General features: G+C 63.6%; 20 protein-coding genes. 8 read left to right on the top strand and 12 right to left on the bottom strand.

Going from position 1 to position 17759, the window contains the following annotated elements; all coding sequences use genetic code 11:
• The first annotated feature begins 113 nt into the window (after positions 1-113).
• On the top strand, positions 114-602 hold the full coding sequence (locus tag CQ12_RS05250; protein ID WP_057834309.1) for a hypothetical protein: 489 nt from the start codon (positions 114-116) through the stop codon (positions 600-602).
• Between the two features lie 7 nt (positions 603-609).
• Here CQ12_RS05250 and CQ12_RS05245 read toward each other — a convergent pair whose 3' ends face one another.
• The 3 genes from CQ12_RS05245 to CQ12_RS05235 form a co-directional block, all read right to left on the bottom strand.
• The gene (locus CQ12_RS05245; protein WP_057834279.1) at positions 610-1422 is read right to left on the bottom strand and encodes a penicillin-binding transpeptidase domain-containing protein; all 813 of its coding nucleotides are present in this window, start codon (positions 1420-1422) and stop codon (positions 610-612) included.
• A gap of 253 nt (positions 1423-1675) precedes the next feature.
• On the bottom strand, positions 1676-2128 hold the full coding sequence (locus tag CQ12_RS44875) for an EF-hand domain-containing protein (RefSeq protein ID WP_057834278.1): 453 nt from the start codon (positions 2126-2128) through the stop codon (positions 1676-1678).
• Positions 2129-2541: 413 nt separating this feature from the next.
• Positions 2542-2838, bottom strand: coding sequence for a hypothetical protein (locus CQ12_RS05235; RefSeq protein ID WP_057834277.1), 297 nt, complete (start codon positions 2836-2838; stop codon positions 2542-2544).
• Between CQ12_RS05235 and CQ12_RS05230 the strand changes: the two genes are divergently transcribed.
• Entirely contained in the window at positions 2837-3034 is a 198-nt protein-coding gene (locus tag CQ12_RS05230; RefSeq protein ID WP_057834276.1) for a hypothetical protein, read from the top strand. The two genes, CQ12_RS05235 and CQ12_RS05230, sit on opposite strands and share 2 nt — an antisense overlap.
• A gap of 18 nt (positions 3035-3052) precedes the next feature.
• Positions 3053-3523 carry a hypothetical protein gene (locus CQ12_RS05225; protein WP_245309738.1) on the top strand — a complete coding sequence of 157 codons (471 nt, stop codon included), beginning with the start codon at positions 3053-3055 and terminating at the stop codon, positions 3521-3523.
• Positions 3524-3607: 84 nt separating this feature from the next.
• Here the strand turns inward: CQ12_RS05225 and CQ12_RS05220 are convergent, their stop codons facing one another.
• From CQ12_RS05220 to CQ12_RS05200, 5 genes are all read right to left on the bottom strand, one after another.
• Entirely contained in the window at positions 3608-3874 is a 267-nt protein-coding gene (locus CQ12_RS05220) for an EscU/YscU/HrcU family type III secretion system export apparatus switch protein (protein ID WP_057834275.1), read from the bottom strand.
• On the bottom strand, positions 3871-5454 hold the full coding sequence (fliK, locus tag CQ12_RS05215) for a flagellar hook-length control protein FliK (protein WP_057834274.1): 1584 nt from the start codon (positions 5452-5454) through the stop codon (positions 3871-3873). Before fliK ends, CQ12_RS05220 begins: the two co-directional genes overlap by 4 nt.
• Positions 5455-5526: 72 nt before the next feature.
• A complete protein-coding gene (locus CQ12_RS05210; protein WP_057834273.1) occupies positions 5527-6300 on the bottom strand; it encodes an ATP12 family chaperone protein in 774 nt (257 codons plus the stop codon).
• 193 nt (positions 6301-6493) lie between these two features.
• Positions 6494-7711 (bottom strand): amidohydrolase family protein, encoded by a 1218-nt coding sequence (locus CQ12_RS05205; protein ID WP_057834272.1) that lies wholly within the window; start codon positions 7709-7711, stop codon positions 6494-6496.
• A gap of 107 nt (positions 7712-7818) precedes the next feature.
• Complete coding sequence (locus tag CQ12_RS05200; RefSeq protein ID WP_057834307.1) at positions 7819-9036, bottom strand: RluA family pseudouridine synthase; 1218 nt, start codon at positions 9034-9036, stop codon at positions 7819-7821.
• 126 nt (positions 9037-9162) lie between these two features.
• Here CQ12_RS05200 and CQ12_RS05195 point away from each other — a divergent pair, with 126 nt between their 5' ends.
• Both CQ12_RS05195 and CQ12_RS05190 read left to right on the top strand, forming a co-directional pair.
• The gene (locus CQ12_RS05195) at positions 9163-10107 is read left to right on the top strand and encodes an alpha/beta hydrolase (RefSeq protein WP_057834271.1); all 945 of its coding nucleotides are present in this window, start codon (positions 9163-9165) and stop codon (positions 10105-10107) included.
• A gap of 212 nt (positions 10108-10319) precedes the next feature.
• A complete protein-coding gene (locus CQ12_RS05190) occupies positions 10320-11120 on the top strand; it encodes an LON peptidase substrate-binding domain-containing protein (RefSeq protein WP_057834270.1) in 801 nt (266 codons plus the stop codon).
• A 48-nt stretch (positions 11121-11168) separates the two neighbouring features.
• Here CQ12_RS05190 and CQ12_RS05185 read toward each other — a convergent pair whose 3' ends face one another.
• The 4 genes from CQ12_RS05185 to CQ12_RS05170 form a co-directional block, all read right to left on the bottom strand.
• Positions 11169-11885 (bottom strand): tetratricopeptide repeat protein, encoded by a 717-nt coding sequence (locus CQ12_RS05185; RefSeq protein WP_057834269.1) that lies wholly within the window; start codon positions 11883-11885, stop codon positions 11169-11171.
• Positions 11882-13219, bottom strand: a complete 1338-nt coding sequence (locus tag CQ12_RS05180; RefSeq protein WP_057834268.1) for a replication-associated recombination protein A — start codon at positions 13217-13219, stop codon at positions 11882-11884. The genes CQ12_RS05185 and CQ12_RS05180 overlap by 4 nt, the downstream gene beginning before the upstream one ends.
• Positions 13216-14610, bottom strand: a complete 1395-nt coding sequence (locus tag CQ12_RS05175) for a DegQ family serine endoprotease (RefSeq protein ID WP_057834306.1) — start codon at positions 14608-14610, stop codon at positions 13216-13218. The genes CQ12_RS05180 and CQ12_RS05175 overlap by 4 nt, the downstream gene beginning before the upstream one ends.
• An 82-nt stretch (positions 14611-14692) precedes the next feature.
• Complete coding sequence (locus tag CQ12_RS05170; protein WP_057834267.1) at positions 14693-15070, bottom strand: winged helix-turn-helix transcriptional regulator; 378 nt, start codon at positions 15068-15070, stop codon at positions 14693-14695.
• Between the two features lie 127 nt (positions 15071-15197).
• Between CQ12_RS05170 and CQ12_RS05165 the strand changes: the two genes are divergently transcribed.
• The 3 genes from CQ12_RS05165 to CQ12_RS05155 all read left to right on the top strand — a co-directional run.
• Positions 15198-16211 carry a zinc-binding alcohol dehydrogenase family protein gene (locus tag CQ12_RS05165; protein ID WP_057834266.1) on the top strand — a complete coding sequence of 338 codons (1014 nt, stop codon included), beginning with the start codon at positions 15198-15200 and terminating at the stop codon, positions 16209-16211.
• Between the two features lie 127 nt (positions 16212-16338).
• Positions 16339-17316 (top strand): Bug family tripartite tricarboxylate transporter substrate binding protein, encoded by a 978-nt coding sequence (locus CQ12_RS05160; RefSeq protein ID WP_057834265.1) that lies wholly within the window; start codon positions 16339-16341, stop codon positions 17314-17316.
• 7 nt (positions 17317-17323) lie between these two features.
• A partial coding sequence (locus tag CQ12_RS05155) for an amidase family protein (protein WP_245309737.1) occupies positions 17324-17759 on the top strand: 436 nt, incomplete at its 3' end.

The raw sequence follows: 17759 nt of genomic DNA, 5'->3' as shown, positions 1-17759 counted from the left end.
GCGGCCCATGCTAGTCCAGCCCCTCTCCTACCTACCAGTAAAGTCTGCGTGGTCGGCCGAACCTGCCTGTGGCCTGGGCGTTGATCGCCAGACCCGAATTGGAGACGATCACGATGTCTGCACCCAATCTCACTCGATCGGCACTGCTTTTTGCGGTGCTTTGCCTGCCCGTCGGCGCGGCACTCGCGGCACCTGCCTCGCCCTTCGTCACCATGGCCGGCACATGGTCCGGCGGCGGCGTGGTCAGCACCACCGACGGACAGCAGGAGCAATTGCGATGCCGGGCGGCGTATGATGTCGCCGGCAGCGGCGAGCAGCTTCGGCTCAATCTGACCTGCGCCAGCGCGAGCTATAAGTTCGATCTCGCAAGCGAGGTCGAATACCGCGGCGGCGCGATCAGGGGTTCATGGACTGAAGCAAGCCGCAACGCATCCGGCACCCTTTCCGGACGCGCGGCCGGCGATCACGTCGAGGCTGCAGCAAGAGGCGACAGCTTCTCGGCCAACCTGTCGTTGACGACGCGTGGCGGCCGGCAGACGGTGTCGATCCAGCCTCAGGGTACCAACATCACGTCGGTCTCGCTGTCGCTGAACCGGCGTTAGCCGCGAATTAGATCGCGACGATATCGGCGAGGCATTGCTGCACGACCGTCATGCGCGCAGCGATGTGGCTCTGCTCCTTGCAGTCCATGTTCATCGCGAACACGGTCTGCTGGCTGCCCTTCTCGGCCCAGCCGACCATCCAGCCCAGTGAACCCTGATCGGCGCCGAGCAGTCCGCTCTTGGCGCGGATGGTGGCGTCGCCGACCTTGGTCACGGGGAGGATGTCGCGCGTCAATTCCTGGCTGCGCTTGCCGACCGGCAGCACGCCGCGCCGCAGCCGATCGACGAAATCGATCTGCTGGATCGGATCGATGCGCAGTTTCCCGCTCAGCCAGAACTGGTCGATGCCGCCGCCGATGTCGTGGTTGCCGTACTCGAGCAGGTCGAGATATTTCTGCATGCGCTCGGGCCCGATGCGCCGGGCGATCTCCTGATAGACCGGCACCGCGGAGACCGCGATCGCCGAACGCAGCGTGTGGTCCTTGTTCCAGGCCTCGATGCTGCGCGTCACGCCGTCCCACTTGAACACGTCCTTGTCGGGGTCCTCGACCACGTCGGTATCGAGCGCAATCAGCGAATTCGGAATCTTGAAGGTCGAAGCCGGCAGCCTGCCCTCGCCCGAGCGCACCTTGTCGCTGGCGATTATCAGGTAATCATCGACCTTGTAGGCGACGAAGGTGCCGACGGTGCCGAGATCGAAAAAGCGCTTGGAGAGGTCGTCGCGAAACTCGCTGCGCTGATACGAAACATTGGCAAGGGCGCGGGCGGGAAGCAACGTGGTCGCGGCAAGAAGCCCGAGCGCATGGCGGCGATTGATCACGGGAACATCCGAATGATGAAGCGGTGCGGAAACGATGCTGACCGCATCGTGGAGAAACTATGACAATAGCAGGAACCGATCCAGCGCGAGTACTTGCCTGATGTCGGCTCATCGCTCAACAGCAGCACAAAAGCGGACATCGCCGCAGGTCGCCGAGGGGCCAGAAGGCGACATGGTCCATTCAGACCAGAGGTAGATATTTGCGGCGCACCTTACGTCGCCGGAGGTACAGCATCCACGTCCCGAGCCAGCACTACTGGTGCGAAGCTGATGTCCTGGATCGCCCGTGCATGAAGGCTTGCATCTCCTCCAGCGTCACTTGGCCGTCCTTGTTGCTGTCCATCGCTTTGAAAATTCTCTCGTGGGCCGCCTGAAACTCCTGCAATGAGATTTGCCCGTCGCCATCGTCCATCAGAGCGAACATCATGCGGAACATCATCGGAGACCCCATGTGGCCACCCATCATGCTGCCACCCATGCCGCCGCCCATCATTCCACGGCCCATCATGCCGCGACCCATCATGCCTCCACACATCATACCGCCTTGCCCCATACCAGCTTGCCCCGTCGTACCGACTTCTTCCTGTTCCATGCTATGGGATTGAGCCTGTTGGCCTGGCTGGGGCTGTGCCATCGCACCGACGGCGCCATATGCCAGCACGAGAGCAGATATCGTAACTCCCACGACGCGAACGGTTTTCCTCATGGGTGTTTCCTCGTTTGGTGCCAAAGCGGATTGCCTCGGCGACGGTGAATGCAGGTCTTCGAGCTACGTTCCGTCATAGTCCCGTGAGATGGTTCGGCCTCCGCCTCACTGAAAGCGGTTGCGAGGCGGTGGAGCGTCCCAATCAATCCTTCTTGGGCCCTATGTGATGGGGCACTTCGGATTTGGGACCACCATAATAATGGTGGCTCCCGCCCGAGCTGGCTTTCTTTTGACCAACGGTTTTTTTCTCACCGGCGTGATACGGGACCTCCGATTTTGGCCCGCCAGAGTAGTGATAGCTGCCACCCTTCCCCTCACCCGAGACGGCCTGAGCCATCGCAGGGAGAGCAAAGCAAGACATCACACCTACTGTCGCCAAGAAGCTAAGGACGGCCATTTCTCACCTCCTCAAGTTACGGTTGGCTAACGCGCGCAGCTCGCCGCCCGACAATGGCAGAGGTCAACTGCGGCCAGAGATTAAAGAAGAACACGAAAATGATCGCCGCGATCCAGCCGTAGACCATGCTGGCAATAAAGCCGTAGATAAAGCTGCCAACGGTGAGCAGCTTGAAATTTGGAAAGACCGCCAGCAGGAGTGCATGCCCCTTGAGGTCTGGAAAGGCCAGCCAAAGGACTACGCAGAGGGCGTAGATTACCTGAAACAACATACACGTGGCGAACATGGTTCGAAGATAGGGAAGCTTGGTCATGTTCAACCTCCTCCTAATCTATCGCCAGAAGATTCTCTCACAGAAGAGAGGCAGCGCTTTGATTGAGATCAATTTTGATCAAGCGCGGAAAACGTTGATGGTTGCGAAGCAGTTTGATCTGCATCAAGGCGATTTCCGCGGGATCGGCAAGCTTAGCTGGGATCCTCTTGGCACAGTACATACTGGCGGGCCATGACACCGGTTGAGCCCGGTCATGGCCGAGCTGATGGTGAGGCCGATGCGTAGCAAGGATTTCGGCTGGTCTGCTTCCGCACTACTCTTGGCGATTTCGGGAATCTTTCTGATATGTGTGGGCTGCTACTTTCTGTTCATCCGGCCTGCGCTTTTGCCGGAGGACATTCGATACATGGATCTTACGCCTGCCGAGCTCGGGTCGATCGGTCCAAGGTTGGCCGCGTGGCTTAATCACGTGTTTAATGTGATGGGCGGCTATGTAACGGCAACCGGCGTGCTCGCGTTAACTTTGGCCGCGACGGCATTTCGGCAACGATGCCCCTGGGCGGTGGTTGGCTCCATCGTTGCAGGTTTGGTCTCGATAGGATGGATGGCCGCCACCAACTTTATGATCAATTCGGACTTTAAATGGGTGCTGCTCGTATTTGCGCTCACTTGGGCAGCAAGCATCGCAGCCTTTGCCGTGAAAGCGCGCCGCGCCGTCCGCTAAGGATCTCCAGCAGCAGCGCTTTAACCGATCAGGAGGTTTCCGCTCGGCCCTCAGAAGCCAACGTCGCTTTTATGAATGCACGCTCTAGCGAATCCGCCCCGACAGCCGCAGCACGAAGATCAGCACTTCGGCGACGGCCTTGTAGAGCTCCGGCGGAATCTCGTCGCCGATTTCGACGTGGGACAAGGCGCCCGCCAGCACCTCGTTCTCCTCGATCGGGATGTCATGCTCTTTGGCGAGTTCGACGATCCTCGCGCCGATGGTGCCCTTGCCCTTGGCGACGACGCGCGGCGCGCCGGTCTTGTCATAATGCAGCGCGACCGCAAGCTTGTTCCTGGTGTCGACGCTCATAGCGCGCGGTCCAGGAAGTGGCCGGCGCGGGCGGCGGGCGCGGCCTGCGGCGGGGCGCCGTCGCGGATTACGATATCGCCGGGCTGCAGCTCGGCGCGGCTGAGCGCCTCGCTCAGTTGCGGCATTCCGGCGCGCAGTTGCTCTGCGGTCGCCGGTCGTTCCGCCCAGATCCGCACCGAGGTCTTGTCGCCTGTGAGCGATATCAGCGCGTGAACCGGGCCGGCCGGCTCGACGTCGAGCGAAAACCGCGCGCGCCACACCCGCTTGGCCGCCTCGACGCCCTCGTTAGCGCCATCGCGGGAAACCTCGAACTGCGCCATCGCCGTGCCCTGCGGCGTCACGAAGGGAATTTCGAAGTGCCAGCGCGGCAGCGTGGTGTCGATCTTCGGCGCGGCATTGTCGATGCGGTCGGGCAAGGAAGCCACCTGCAGCAGCGTCTGCCGTGCAATGGCGGCATCGGTGTCGTCGAGCAGATGATGCGCGGTTGCCTCGAGCGGCGCATGCGGCGCGATGGTGGGGGACGCAATGGGTTGTGCCGCCGGCGGCGCGCCGCGGATCGGCGGCGGCGGGGTGTTGGTTTGGAACGTGACGTCGCCGCCCCTGCCGTCTTTCGACATGGCTGCAGCCGCGACCCGCGCGGGGACGCCGAGTTGCTGCAGCGCTTCCTGCAGCAGGTTCAGCGTTGCGCCGGCTGAAGGTCCTGCACCAAGCTTCAGTGCCAGTGGAGTTTGGCCGGCCTGGGCGGCCGGCGTGAAACTCTCGGCCACCAATCGCGCCTGCGGCAGCAGGAGTTCCTGCACATCGACATTGGGCAGCGAGACCGGCGCGGGGCTCGCGGTGGAAGCCGCGGCGGGTTGTGGCGCGGCCGATGTCGCCGGCGGCGTGGCGGTCGAATTGATCCCGAGCGCCGCCTGCAGCGTCTGGCGCAGCACAATCAGCGCGGCCTTGAGATCGGGCACGCCGCCTTGCGGGAGCGTGCCCGACGCCAGCGAGGCCTCGAGGAAGATTCCGGACTTCTGGAATGCGGACTTGATGTCGGCGCCGTCGAGATTCTGATCAAGGCTGGTCTGCTGCGCCAGCACCTGCGCGATCGCCTCGCGCAATTTCGGCGGCAGATTGCTGGAGGAAACCGCAGCACCCAGATTGGCAAACAATGGCGCCAGGCTGTCCTGTTCGGTCACCGCCGCCTGCGCCGCCGCGGAGACGGCAGCGCGCTCCACCGGCGTCAGCACGTTCTTCGACACGATGGCCGGCCGACTGACGGCGGCATCGACGAGCGCGTCGGGCGACAAGGTGACGGCGTCGGCGGCGTTACCGCCCTGCCCGACCATGGCCAGGCGGATGCCGCCATCCTTGTTCTGCGTCACCGCAAGCTGCAGGTTCTGCCCTTGCTGCAACGGAATTTCCGTGGCGACGTCGATCGAAAGGCTGTCGATCGCAATCCGCACCAGATCGGCGGAGAGCACTTTCAGGACCTGGGCGTTGACCACACTGCCCGGCTGCAGCACGAGCTCGGGCGCAATGCCGCCAGCCTCTTGGGCTGATAGCACCGGCAGAACGGGATTGATCGAAATCGCCATGGTTGAGGTCTCGGCCGAGGGTGCCAAGGCTACCCCGGCGTCGTAAACCTCTGCTTAACCGATGGCAGACGCTCAGGCCTTCAGGGCGTCCAAAATGGTCACCGCGGCCCGGAAATCGATGAATCTGGCGGCGCGGCGGGCTGCGACCTCTTCGTCGACGCCCCATTTCTCGACGTTCCAGTCATCATCGACATGGGCGGCCGCCCAGACCTCGTCAGAATCCATGGCCCCGCGCTGTAGCGCCAACGCCAGCAGCGCCGAGCCTGTCAACGTCGTCACCACATGCAGCGCCGCCACCGACCATGGATCGCTGGGAAAGACCGCGCGTGCCGCCTGGATCGCCTGCTCCGGCTGGGTCACATGCACGATGCCCTCGGACAGGATGAAATGCGCGCCAAGGCGATTGGCCGCCCAGGCCAGCACCGGGTCCCAATACGCGGCTTCTCGGGCGACCAGCGCCTCGGGGTGGCCGGCGCGGTAGAACAGCAGATCCGTGCCGAGATATTTCGCGACATCGTCGGCCACGGCATCGACTCGGTCGGCGACCTCGCCGACCGAGTTGGCGAAGCGCGTCAGCGGCATGGTCAGCGGGTCGATGGTCTCGCCCTGCGCGTTCCATTCGGCGGCGATCTGTTCGGCGATGGCGCCATTGGGCGCAACGACCTGACGGCCGGAAGGCGTGCGGATCGGCTTGCCGTCCAGCGTGACGGCAAACCCGCCCTCGGTCTCGGCGGTGCCGGCTTCCTTGTAGAACCGCTTGCGCCGGGGCGCGCGCGTGGCGCGGCGCACCGACTCCTGCGGATCAAGTGGCGAATGTCCGGCGACGTCATCGAATAGTTCACGCATGTCGTGATTTCAGCTTGCCGAGGTTGGGTAATAATTCAGCTCTGACAATACGATAACGGTCGATGCAAATAAAGCTGATGAGGCCGTTGCGCCGATCAATTGTGATGTTGGTTTACGAGCAGACGCGACCGTTTTTGGCCTGCCTGGGCCCGGTTCCCTTTACCGGCGCACAAGGTTTGCCACCGAGGGTGCTTCACGGCTTCTGATAGATCACCTTCCCCGCGCGGATCGTGTACGCGACCTTGGCGAGGTTGGTGACATCGGCGATCGGGTCGCCGTCGAGCACCACGAGGTCGGCGTCAAACTCCTTCTCAACCCGGCCCTTCTTCGTGGCCTTGAAGTAGCTCGCCGGATTCGTGGTCAGCGAGGCCAGGATCTGGCGTTCCGACAGCGCGCGGCGCATCAGCTCGTATTCGAGCGTGGTGTCATAGAGCTGGATGTAGCCGACATCGGTTCCGAACAGAACCGTGCTGCCGTTTTCAGAGAAGCTCTTGAGCTGGCCGACAATGTTGTCGACGATGCGCGCGGCGATCTCGGGCGGCACGGGCAACTTCGCAAACAGGGACAATGTCGGAGTCAGCGCAATCCCCTGCTGCTTGAAGCGCGCGAGTTGCTCCGGAGGATAGCCCGGCTGCCTGGCGACCGTGTGCGCCATCACGTCGACGCCTGCGGCGATCACGGCCTCGATGCCCGCTGTATTCTGGGGATGCGCGAACACCGGCCTCCCGTGCGCGTGCGCGATATCGACTGCGGCCCTGGCAACGGCCGCGTCCATGTTCACGACAGGCTTGTCTTCCCCCTTGTAGGAGCCGGTGAACAGCTTGATGCCGTCCAGGCCGATCTGCAGGTAGTACCGCGCCATCTCCGTCGCCCGCTCCGGCGTGGCAGCCTCGGGAATCTGCGCGTCGGGCAGATAAGCAGGACGGCCGTCTTTGGGGAAAATGCTGCCGACGAGGAAAATATTGGGGCCCAGGATTTCATCCGAATTGACGCGGCGGCGCAGCGCCAGCGAGTCGCTGGGATTGGAGCCGAGACTCCACACGGTGGTGAAGCCCCACCGCGTCAGCATCTCCTGCATATGCGCAGTCAAGGGTGCCGCCGGCGCGTTACCGGCGTCCCTCCACACAGCTTCCGTGAAATGGACGTGGCTGTTCCAAAAGCCGGCGACGATGGTCTTGCCTGAGCAATCGATCACGCGCGCATCAGGTGGAATCTGCACCTCCTCGACGCGTCCGACGGCCGTGATGACGCCCGCCGATGTCACGACAACGGAGTTGGAAACCGGCGTTGCATCCGGAGAGGCGTAGACGCGGCCTCCCTTGAGAACGAGCGTCTGAGCCTGCGCGACGGCTCCCAGCAGAACAGCGAGAGCACAGGAGAGAAGCGCGGCGCCGAGCCAATGGCGGGTCATGAGCAAAGCCTTTCCGAACAAAACCACGTCCCGCAGGTTACAGGAACTCTGCGACGCGGCCTTGATGGATATTGCTGCGCGCGAGGCCTGGAAAAGGCCGCCCGGCCCTACTCCTCCGGCGCATTCTCGATCGGATCGAAGCGGTCGGCCTCCAATCCCAGCAGATTCCAGGATTGCAGCATGTGCGGCGGCAGCGGCGCACTGACGTCGATCACGCCGCCGCGCGGATGCGGGATCACGAGCCGCCGCGCCAAGAGATGCAGCCGGTTCTGCAGGCCACCCGGCAGGTCCCAGTTCTCCTTGTTGAAATATTTGGGATCGCCGACGATGGCGTGGTCGATATGCGCCATATGGGCGCGCAGCTGGTGGGTTCGCCCGGTGACCGGCTTCAGCGACACCCACGCGAGTTTCTGCGCCGAGGTCTCGACCACGGCATAATACGTCACGGCGTGGCTCGCGCCCTCGTCGCCGTGCTTGGCGACGCGCATGATGCTGTCCTCCTCGCTCTCCTCCTTGGCGAGATAGGTCGAGATGCGGCCCTGCTTCGGCTTCGGCACGCCCGCCACCAGCGCCCAGTAGATCTTGCGCGCGGAGCGGTGGCGGAACGAGCCGGTCAGGGCGGTGGCGGCGAAGCGGGTTTTTGCAATCAACAGACAGCCGGACGTTTCCCGGTCCAGCCGGTGCACCAGCCGCGGCTTCTGCCCCTTGGCGTCGCGCATCACCTCCAGCATCTGGTCGACGTTGCGCGTGATGCCGGAGCCGCCCTGCACCGCAAGCCCCGCCGGCTTGTTGATCACGAGTACGTCGGCATCCTCGAAGATGGTCATCTCCTTCAGCGCCTGCAGCGTCTTCGCAGCGGCTTCCGAGAGCGGACCAGCCCCCTTCGGCGCGTCGAGCCGCAGCGGCGGAATGCGAACGCTCTGGCCTTCCTCGAGCCGGTCCTTGCTGTCGGCCCGCTTGCCGTTGACGCGCAGCTCGCCCTTCCGGACGATGCGCTGGATGTGCGAGAACGACAGGCCGGGAAAGCGCGCTTCGAGGAAGCGATCGACGCGCATGTTGTTTTCGTCCGCCGTGACGACGACGGTCTGAACTTTCGTGGGCAGCGGCAAATCGACTTTTGTCTTTTCGAGTTCGGCAGCCGCGAAAGCCGGCTTTTCGCCTCGCGGCTCGGAAAAGCGCGCGGGCTTGGCGTGCGGGCGATTGCCGGATGGCCGGTCGCTCTGTACGCGGTCGCCTGGCTTCCTGCTGCGAAACGGGGTCGCTCCCTTGGGGCGGTCGCCTGACTTGCGCGACTTGGCTAGCGGTTTACGGTCGCGGCGGCTCATCTGATCCAAGCTCCAAAGGGGTGCCTTTCGGTAGCGCAATTGCAGCGAATCGTCACGGCGAAATCGGTATAAATCGGCCGCGGGATCGGCCATCTTGAGCCAACAGCGCGGAAACGGGGGGACCGGATGGCCCTGACAAGATCGGCTTTGACTATTGTTGCGGCCCTCCTCGCCAGCGCGGCCTCCGCGCAGCAGAGCCCGATGTCGGAAGATCTGGCCTGGAAGCTTCTGGAACTCGGCCGCGTCATCGACCCACCGAAGACTGTCGAACTCTACGCGCCGCTGCAGGAAAAAGAGCCCTATCAAGGCATCAAGGTCGAGCGGGACGTCAAATACGGTCCGGCCGACCGCAACCTGCTCGATATTTTCCTGCCGGAGACGGCTTCGCCTCCCCGGCCGGTGCTGATGTTCGTCCATGGCGGCGCGTTCGTCGGCGGCAACAAGCGGACCACACCGACCAGCCCGTTCTATGACAACATCATGCTGTGGGCGGCAAAGAACGGCTTTGTCGGCGTCAACGTCACCTACCGCCTCGCGCCCCTGGCGCCCTGGCCGGCCGGCGCCGAGGATATGGCCGCCGCGGTTCAGTGGGTTACAGACAAGATCGGCGAGCGCGGCGGCAATCCCGCGCGCATCTATCTGATGGGCCACTCCGCGGGCGCGGTTCACGTCGCAAACTATGTATCGCATCCCGAATTTCACAAGGTGAAAGGCGGTGGGCTCGCCGGCGCAATCATGGTCTCCGGCATTTACGACCTGACCGCGACGCCGCTCGCCGATACCCAGCGCGCCTACTTTGGCGACGATCCCTCGCGCTACGTCGAACGATCCTCGCTGTCCGGTTTGGCAACCACCGGCATCCCGCTGATGATGGCCGCCGCCGAACTCGACCCCGAAGGCTTCGTGCTACAATTCGACCTCGCGAAGCAAGCGAGTTGCAAACGCGCGAGCGGATGCGCACGCGCGCTCCTGCTGCCGCAGCACAGTCACATGTCGGAAGTGTATTCGATCAACACTGCCGATACGCGGCTGACCGATGAAATCCTTGATTTCGTTAAAGCGGGTAAATAGCCGACCGTTCTCGAACGTGTGAAGACCGGCGACACACGTTGACAGCGTCATAGGCACCGTGCATATTTCTATCCGGTGGATACGACCCGCTGCTTGCACCCTTTGGGTCTGGCGAACGTATCGAGCCGCTCCCGGCCTCCTTTGCCCGGCGAACGAGTCAGTAACGCAAGCATCTGACCCAATTCTCGTTCGCCTGAAGCAGAGGTTATCCCATGCGTGATTTCCGCGATGCCAAGGCCATGGCGCAGACGCTGCGCGAGGCGCTGAAAGTCAAATCGATCTCCGTCAGCCACAGTGAAAGCCTCGAACTCGTCGCGAGGACCCTGGGCTTTCACGATTGGAACGTGCTGTCGGCGGCCATTCAGTCGAGCCAACCCGTTTCCGTTCAAGCCGCAAAATTGCGGGCCCGATCGCGCACTGCCGGAACGGTGATTCCGGTAACGCCGATGCGGGACATCGTGTTCTTTCCGCAACTGATTACGCCGATCTTTGTCGGACGCGTGAAGACGCGACGTGCGATCGAGAGCGCTGCCGCCAATGGCGGACGAATCCTGGTCGTCACCCAGAAGCGGCCGGACGACGATGATCCGGACTTCGACGCGCTTCATTCGGTCGGCGTCCTCGCCGAGATCATCCATCGCGCGGAGATGCCGCACGGCGACCTTCGCGTGAAGGTTTCCTGTTCTGAGCGAACCGCCATCGTGCGACCGGTCGACGGCGACTTTCTGGCGGCCGAAGTTGCACCGATCGAAGAGACGCGCGGCCTGGACGCAGAAGCGTTCATGCTCGCGCGCGAAATCTTTGAGAGGTATCAGGGCTTCACCAATACCGCGCCGCCGCAGTCGCTGTACCGTTACGCCGGCGAACCGGGCGTGCTCGCCGATGTCGTGGTTCAGCTGATGGAAGTCGGAATCGACAAGATGCAGCAGGTCCTGGAAACCGGAGATGTGGTCGCAAGGCTCCAGGCCATCCTCGGCTGGATGCGCGAGGGCTCACCGGCCAAAGTGAACTGATGCCTCAGAGCGGGGCGCCGCCGCGTGGCCCCGCTCGCATCACGAACACTACTTGCATTGCGCGGCGTTTCTCACCGCCATCAGATCATTGCCGGAATTGCTGGTTGGACGCCTCTTGCCGGCTTCCTCCGCCGCCGCGCAGGCCGCTGCCGCGTCGCCGTTCTGAAAGCGCGCCACCGCAAGATTGGTCCAGGCATCGCCGAAATCAGGCGAGTCCTTGACCGCCTGCTCCAGCACGGGCTGCGCGTCGCGCGGGCGCTTGGCGATCAACAGGAGGCGGCCGTAGTCGGCCCGCAGCGCCCTCACCGGATGGGGCTGCTTGAGCGCAATCTTGAACAGTTCGTCCGCGGCATCGAGGTCGTTGAAGCGAAACTGAGCGACCACCGCAAGGCCGTGATAGACGGCGCTCTGCTCGGGTGAAATGAGATACGCCTGGTTAAACCGCAGCGCGGCCTCGCGTATCTTGCCGGTATTGACCGCCCGCCAGCCGCGCATGGTGATTTCCTCGAACGCCTTTTCGCGCGAGCCGGTCGCCCCGATGATGGCGCTGACGAATTTCTCGTCGGAGGCTTTCTCCTCCGAATTCTTGGCCGCGAATCCGAAGAACGGCTGCTCGTTGGTCGGCGCCGTATAGCTTCGCTTGGTCACCTGCACACCCGGCGCCACCTCGACGGTATCGGCCGCAGCGGCAATCGGCGACGCGAGCATCGCCAGGCATGCGACGGCGCGAATGGCCGGCCTGAAATACTTCTCGAACCTGTTCATTCGCGCTTGTCCCGCTCCCTACGCAACTTCGCCCAGTAATCCAGCCGCTTGCGGATCTCGCGCTCGAAACCGCGATCGGGTGGATCGTAAAACGTCTGCCGTCCCAGCGCTTCCGGGAAATAGTCCTGCCCCGAAAACGCGTCCGGCGCGTCATGATCATATTCGTAGCCGGAGCCATAGCCTTCCGACTTCATCAGCTTGGTCGGCGAATTGAGAATGTGTTTTGGCGGCAGCAGCGAGCCGCCCTCCTTCGCCGTGCGCATCGCCGCGCCAAAGGCCTTGTAGGCGGCGTTGGATTTCGGCGCGGTGGCGAGATAGATCACGGCCTGCGCGATCGCAAGCTCGCCCTCGGGATGGCCGAGAAAGTCAAAGGCATCCTTGGCGGCGTTGCAGATCACCAGCGCCTGCGGATCGGCAAGGCCGATATCCTCCACCGCCATGCGCACCACGCGCCGCGCCAAAAACAGCGGGTCCTCGCCGGCGTCAAGCATGCGCGCGAGGTAATACAGCGCGGCGTCCGGATCGGAGCCGCGCACCGATTTATGCAGCGCCGAAATCAGGTTGTAATGGCCGTCGGCAGACTTGTCGTAGATCGGGGCGCGCCGCTGCAAAATTTCCTGCAACTGCGCGGCGTTGAAGATTTCGTCCTTGCGCGCGGCGCGCCAGACCTCTTCGACCAGCGTCAGCGAAGCGCGGCCGTCGCCATCGGCCATCCGCACCAGTACGGCGCGCGCTTCCGCGTCGAGCGGCAATTTCTTGCCCTCGACCTTTTCGGCATGGGCAAAGAGCTTTTCGATCGCGGCGGCATCGAGAGAATGAAACACCAGCACCCGCGCCCGTGACAGCAACGCGGCGTTGAGTTCGAACGAGGGATTTTCGGTAGTGGCGCCGACCAGCACCACGGTGCCGTCTTCCATCACGGGCAGAAACGAATCCTGCTGCGCGCGATTGAAGCGGTGCACCTCGTCGACGAACAGCAGCGTGCCCTTGCCCATCTCGCGGCGGGCACGCGCCGCATCGAACACCTTCTTCAAATCGGCAACGCCGGAGAACACCGCGGAAATCTGCTCGAAATGCAATTCGGTGGCATCGGCCAATAGCCGCGCCACCGTGGTCTTGCCGGTGCCGGGTGGTCCCCAGAACACCAGCGAACCCAGCGTGCGCGTCTCCACCATGCGCGTCAGCGCGCCGTCGGGACCGAGGATATGATCCTGTCCAACGACATCGGCGAGCGCGCGCGGACGCAGCCGGTCGGGAAGCGGACGCGGCGCATCCTCTTCCATCCCTGCCGCGGCAAAGAGATTGGCTGCCTCGCGGGGTTGCTTCGGGCTCATCCGCCCAGCGTCACGTTGATCTGCTGGCCGCCGCGCACCACGACGATGCGCCAGAGCCTGGAGCCGGCCTTCGACGCCTTGTCGAGATCGCTGGTCTTGGCGATCTTCTGGTTGTTGACCGCCAGGATGATGTCGCCCTTCTGGAAACCGACGCTGGCCGCGGTCCCGCCATCGGCGAGTTCGATCACCACCACGCCCTCGGTCTGCGAATCCAGATGCAACTCGTCGGCGACCGCTGGCGAAATATTGGCGACCTTGGCGCCCTGGAACGGCGAGCGCCCGGTGAGCACGATTTCCTCGCGGTTGGTATCGGGCGCGGTCTCCAGCGGCACCGTGACCTTGACGACCTTTCCAGCGCGCTGCACGTCGATCTGCGCCGAGCCGCCGAGCTGCCGCGTGGCGAAGCGGTAGTCGAACGCGTTGGGATCGTCGATGGTCTGCCCTTCGATCGCAACGATCAGGTCGGACGGCTTCAGGCCGGCGCGTGCGGCTGGACTGTTCGGCGCGACATTGGCGACCAGGGCGCCGTTCGGCAGTTTCAGTCCCAGCGTATCGGCGATTTCGGGCGTTACCGCCTGCAGCTTCGCGCCGAGCCACGGCCGCTTGACGGCCTTGCCGCCGCTCTTGGCGGACGCCACCACGACGCGCACCATGTTGGCCGGGATAGCAAAGCCGATGCCCTGCGAGCCGCCGGAGCGCGAGAAGATCGCGGTGTTGATACCAACCAGCTTGCCGGTCATGTCCACCAGCGCGCCGCCGGAATTGCCGGGATTGATCGCCGCATCGGTCTGGATGAAGAACTGGTAGTCGGTGATGCCGACCTTGGTGCGGGCCAAGGCGGAGACGATGCCGTGGGTGACGGTCTGGCCGACGCCGAAGGGGTTGCCGATCGCGAGCACGACGTCGCCGACCAGGAGTTCATCGGAATTGGCAAAGTCCAGCGTCGCGAATTTCTCCTTGCCGTCCTTGACGCGCAGCACGGCGAGATCGGTGCGGCTGTCCTTGAGCACGATCTCGGCTTCGAACTCGCGCTTGTCGGCCAGCGAGATTTTTACCTGATCGGCGCCCTCGATGACGTGGTTGTTGGTGACCACGAGGCCGGAAGCATCGACCATCACGCCCGATCCCAGCGAGCGCTGCATCTGCTCGGGCTGCATGCCCGGAACGCCGAAGAAGCGGCGGAAGACCGGATCGTCCAGCAGCGGGTTGCGGTTCTGCACGGTTTTCGCGGCATAGACGTTCACCACCGCCGGCTGCGCGCGCTGCACGATCGGCGCATAGGACAGCCGCAGCTCGGCGGGCGAGGACGGCACGCGCCTCTCCTGCGCCAGCGCAGGCGTTGCAACGACCACTGAAGCCAGCAGCAGGGCGAAAGAGCGGATCAAATTCATCTCGAAAATCCCGGAATTGAGCGCCACACATATAGATGCGGGGCGGCAACGAGAGAAGATAAAGCGGTACATATAACGGCAGCTACGCGGCGCGATCGGGCGCTTTGACGGGGTCGGAGGCCGGCGCGCAGGACAGCCGTTCCTGATGGCCCTCGCCCCATGCCCGCAGCGTCTCGATGACGAGACGCAGGCTCTCGCCGATCTCGGACAGCGTGTATTCGACCCGCGGCGGCACCTCGGCATAGACCTTACGGATCACGAGCCTGTCCTCCTCGAGCGCGCGGAGCTGCTTGGTCAGCATGCGCTGGGTAATCCCGGGCATCCGCCGCCGCAACTCCCCGAAGCGCTGGGTGCCGGCCAAGAGATGAAACAGGATCACGCCTTTCCACTTGCCGTCGATCAGGTCGAGCGTGGCTTCCACCGCGCAGCCCGGCCGCCGGGCAAAATTTCGCCGTTTCATGAGGTTTTTCCGGGATTTTCCCAATAGTATCCAAACAGGGACTAGTTCCCCGAATTTACAGTACTTGCCAAGTGGATGCCAGCGCGACAGTTAGGCAACCAACCTCAAGCAAGGCAGGAGAACGGACATGAAGGCCGTCGGATACAAAAAATCGCTCCCCATCGAGGACGCACAATCGCTGTTCGATTTCGAAGCCGCCAAGCCGGAACCGAAGGGCCGCGACATCAGGGTCGCCGTCAAGGCGATCTCCGCCAACCCGGTCGATTACAAGGTCCGCAAGCGCGCCGCCCCGCCCGAGGGCGAGACCAAGATCCTGGGCTATGACGCCGCCGGCATCGTCGATGCCGTCGGGCCGGATGTCTCCCTGTTCAAGCCGGGTGACGAAGTGTTTTACGCCGGCTCGATCCTGCGCCAGGGCACCAACGCGGAATTTCATCTGGTCGACGAGCGGATCGTCGGCAAAAAGCCGAAGTCGCTGTCGTTCGCGCAGGCCGCGGCGCTGCCGCTGACCTCGATCACTGCCTGGGAATTGCTGTTCGACCGGCTTGGCGCCGTGCCCGGCAAGAGCCTCGATCCGCGTACGCTGTTGATCACCGGCGGCGCCGGTGGCGTCGGCTCGATCCTGATCCAGCTCGCGCGCCGCCTCACCGGGCTGACGGTCGTCGCTACCGCCACGCGGCCGGAATCGCAGAAATGGTGCCTCGACCTTGGCGCGCACGCCGTGATCGATCATGGCAAGCCGATGAAGGAGCAGATCGAGAAGCTGAAACTGCCACCCGTCGCATTGGTAGCCAGCCTCACCTTCACCGACCAGCACTACAAGGCGATCGCCGATTTCATGGCGCCGCAGGGCAAGTTCGGCCTGATCGACGATCCCCCGGAATTCACCATGAGCGCCTTCAAGGGCAAGGCGATCTCGGTGCACTGGGAATCAATGTTCACGCGCTCCTCGTTCCAGACCCCTGACATGATCGGCCAGCATCATCTGCTCAATGACGTGGCAGACCTGCTCGACAAGGGCGTGCTGCGCACCACGCTCGACCAGACGTTCGGCACCATCAACGCGGCTAACCTGAAGCGCGCGCATGCGCTTTTGGAAAGCGGCAAGTCGCGGGGCAAGATCGTGCTGGAGGGGTGGTAACGGCCTAACAAACAGGGTTGATCGGGCGGTCGATTCAAGGGACGCTGCCCCATCGATCCGGGATGGCTGTCGCCTAAAACCCCGGCGCGAATTGCCGGGGTTAAGGAAGACAGGAGGCCTGTTTCGAATGGTACGGATGTTTCTGGCGGCCGCGATCGCGACGGCCTGTGTGGCGGGTTGCCCGTCGATATCGGCAGCACAAGGCAGCTACCCCGAAAAGCCGCTGCAGTTGATCGTGCCCTTCCCGGCCGGCGGCGCCTCCGACGTCGTCGGACGCATCATTGCCGGCGAACTCGAGACGCGCCTCGGCAAGCCGGTGATCGTGATCAATCGCCCCGGCGGTGGCACCACGATCGCCGCCAAGGAGGTCGCCATCGCGGCGCCCGACGGTTACACCCTGTTCTCCAGCTCGAATTCGACCTTCACCTTGCAGAATGCGGTGAAGGAGAACGTGCCCTACGACAGCGCGAAGGACTTTGAGCCGATCGCCCAGACCGGCACCATCACGATGGTGCTGGTCACCCATCGCGACAATCCGATCAAGGACGTTGCGGCGTTGGTCGCCGCCGCCAAGGCCAATCCCGACAAGCTGTCGCTGGCCTCCTTCGGCGTGGCGACCATTTCGCATTTTGCCGGCGAGCTGTTCAAATCGAGTGCGGGCATCAAGATGGTGCACCTGCCCTACAGGGGCAGCGCGCCGGCGATGAACGACCTGATAGGCAAGCACATCGAGTACCACGTCGACACCGTGATCGCGATCAGGCCGCAGATCGAAGCCGGCACGGTTCGCCCGCTCGCGGTGTTTTCCGCCAAGCGCTCGCAGTTCCTGCCCGACGTTCCGACGCTCGCCGAACTCGGCTATCCCAATATCGACCTCGTCTCCTGGGGTACCGTGGTCGTGCCCAAGGGAGTCCCTCCGGCCATCCGCGAACGCCTGACCTCGGTGCTGGAAGAGGCGGTGGCGAGCCCTTCGGTGATCGAGCGCTTCAAGAAGGTTGGCTACGAACCCGGCTTCAAGCGCTATTCGGACTGGCCGGGATTCATCGCCAAGGAAACGGCGGAGATGAAGGAACTGGCCCTCAAGGGCGGGATCAAGGAAGAGTAATCCTGACATGACCGAGCCGTGCGATCTGCCCGCGGTAACGGCGCGGGCGCTGATCGGCGAGCGCAAGCTTTCGCCGGTCGAACTAATGGACAGTTGTATCCACCGGATCGAGGCAATCGATCCTGCCGTCAACGCGATCGTTGCGCGCTCGTTCGATACGGCGCGCGCCGCGGCGCGGGAGAGCGAGGCCGCCGTGGTGCGCGGCGACGCGCTCGGCCCGCTGCACGGGCTGCCGCTCGGGGTCAAGGACCTGATCGACGCCAAGGGACTGCCGACGAGCTTTGGCAGCGTGCTGTTCGCCGACAACATCGCGGCCGAGGATGAGGCAATCGTCGCGATGCTCAAGCGCGCCGGCGCCATCGTCGTCGGCAAGACCAACGTCCCCGAATGGGGCGCGGGCGGCAACACCCGCAACGCGCTTCATGGCGCCACCGGCAATCCGT

The organism is Bradyrhizobium jicamae (assembly GCF_001440395.1).
GTDB lineage: Bacteria > Pseudomonadota > Alphaproteobacteria > Rhizobiales > Xanthobacteraceae > Bradyrhizobium > Bradyrhizobium jicamae.
The sequence above is the reverse complement of the archived record's forward strand: the minus strand, read 5'-3'. Positions and strand labels throughout refer to the sequence as shown.

Bases quoted from the DNA above. Each gene is read 5' to 3' on its own strand.
- CQ12_RS05250 (WP_057834309.1), top strand. From the start codon at position 114: ATGTCTGCACCCAATCTCACTCGATCGGCACTGCTTTTTGCGGTGCTT.
- CQ12_RS05195 (WP_057834271.1), top strand. From the start codon at position 9,163: ATGGCCCTGACAAGATCGGCTTTGACTATTGTTGCGGCCCTCCTCGCC.
- CQ12_RS05200 (WP_057834307.1), bottom strand. From the start codon at position 9,036: ATGAGCCGCCGCGACCGTAAACCGCTAGCCAAGTCGCGCAAGTCAGGC.
- CQ12_RS05175 (WP_057834306.1), bottom strand. From the start codon at position 14,610: ATGAATTTGATCCGCTCTTTCGCCCTGCTGCTGGCTTCAGTGGTCGTT.
- CQ12_RS05225 (WP_245309738.1), top strand. From the start codon at position 3,053: ATGGCCGAGCTGATGGTGAGGCCGATGCGTAGCAAGGATTTCGGCTGG.
- CQ12_RS05230 (WP_057834276.1), top strand. From the start codon at position 2,837: ATGTTCAACCTCCTCCTAATCTATCGCCAGAAGATTCTCTCACAGAAG.
- CQ12_RS05210 (WP_057834273.1), bottom strand. From the start codon at position 6,300: ATGCGTGAACTATTCGATGACGTCGCCGGACATTCGCCACTTGATCCG.
- CQ12_RS05180 (WP_057834268.1), bottom strand. From the start codon at position 13,219: ATGAGCCCGAAGCAACCCCGCGAGGCAGCCAATCTCTTTGCCGCGGCA.
- CQ12_RS05185 (WP_057834269.1), bottom strand. From the start codon at position 11,885: ATGAACAGGTTCGAGAAGTATTTCAGGCCGGCCATTCGCGCCGTCGCA.
- CQ12_RS05190 (WP_057834270.1), top strand. From the start codon at position 10,320: ATGCGTGATTTCCGCGATGCCAAGGCCATGGCGCAGACGCTGCGCGAG.
- CQ12_RS05170 (WP_057834267.1), bottom strand. From the start codon at position 15,070: ATGAAACGGCGAAATTTTGCCCGGCGGCCGGGCTGCGCGGTGGAAGCC.
- CQ12_RS05165 (WP_057834266.1), top strand. From the start codon at position 15,198: ATGAAGGCCGTCGGATACAAAAAATCGCTCCCCATCGAGGACGCACAA.
- fliK (WP_057834274.1), bottom strand. From the start codon at position 5,454: ATGGCGATTTCGATCAATCCCGTTCTGCCGGTGCTATCAGCCCAAGAG.
- CQ12_RS05160 (WP_057834265.1), top strand. From the start codon at position 16,339: ATGGTACGGATGTTTCTGGCGGCCGCGATCGCGACGGCCTGTGTGGCG.
- CQ12_RS05220 (WP_057834275.1), bottom strand. From the start codon at position 3,874: ATGAGCGTCGACACCAGGAACAAGCTTGCGGTCGCGCTGCATTATGAC.
- CQ12_RS44875 (WP_057834278.1), bottom strand. From the start codon at position 2,128: ATGAGGAAAACCGTTCGCGTCGTGGGAGTTACGATATCTGCTCTCGTG.
- CQ12_RS05235 (WP_057834277.1), bottom strand. From the start codon at position 2,838: ATGACCAAGCTTCCCTATCTTCGAACCATGTTCGCCACGTGTATGTTG.
- CQ12_RS05205 (WP_057834272.1), bottom strand. From the start codon at position 7,711: ATGACCCGCCATTGGCTCGGCGCCGCGCTTCTCTCCTGTGCTCTCGCT.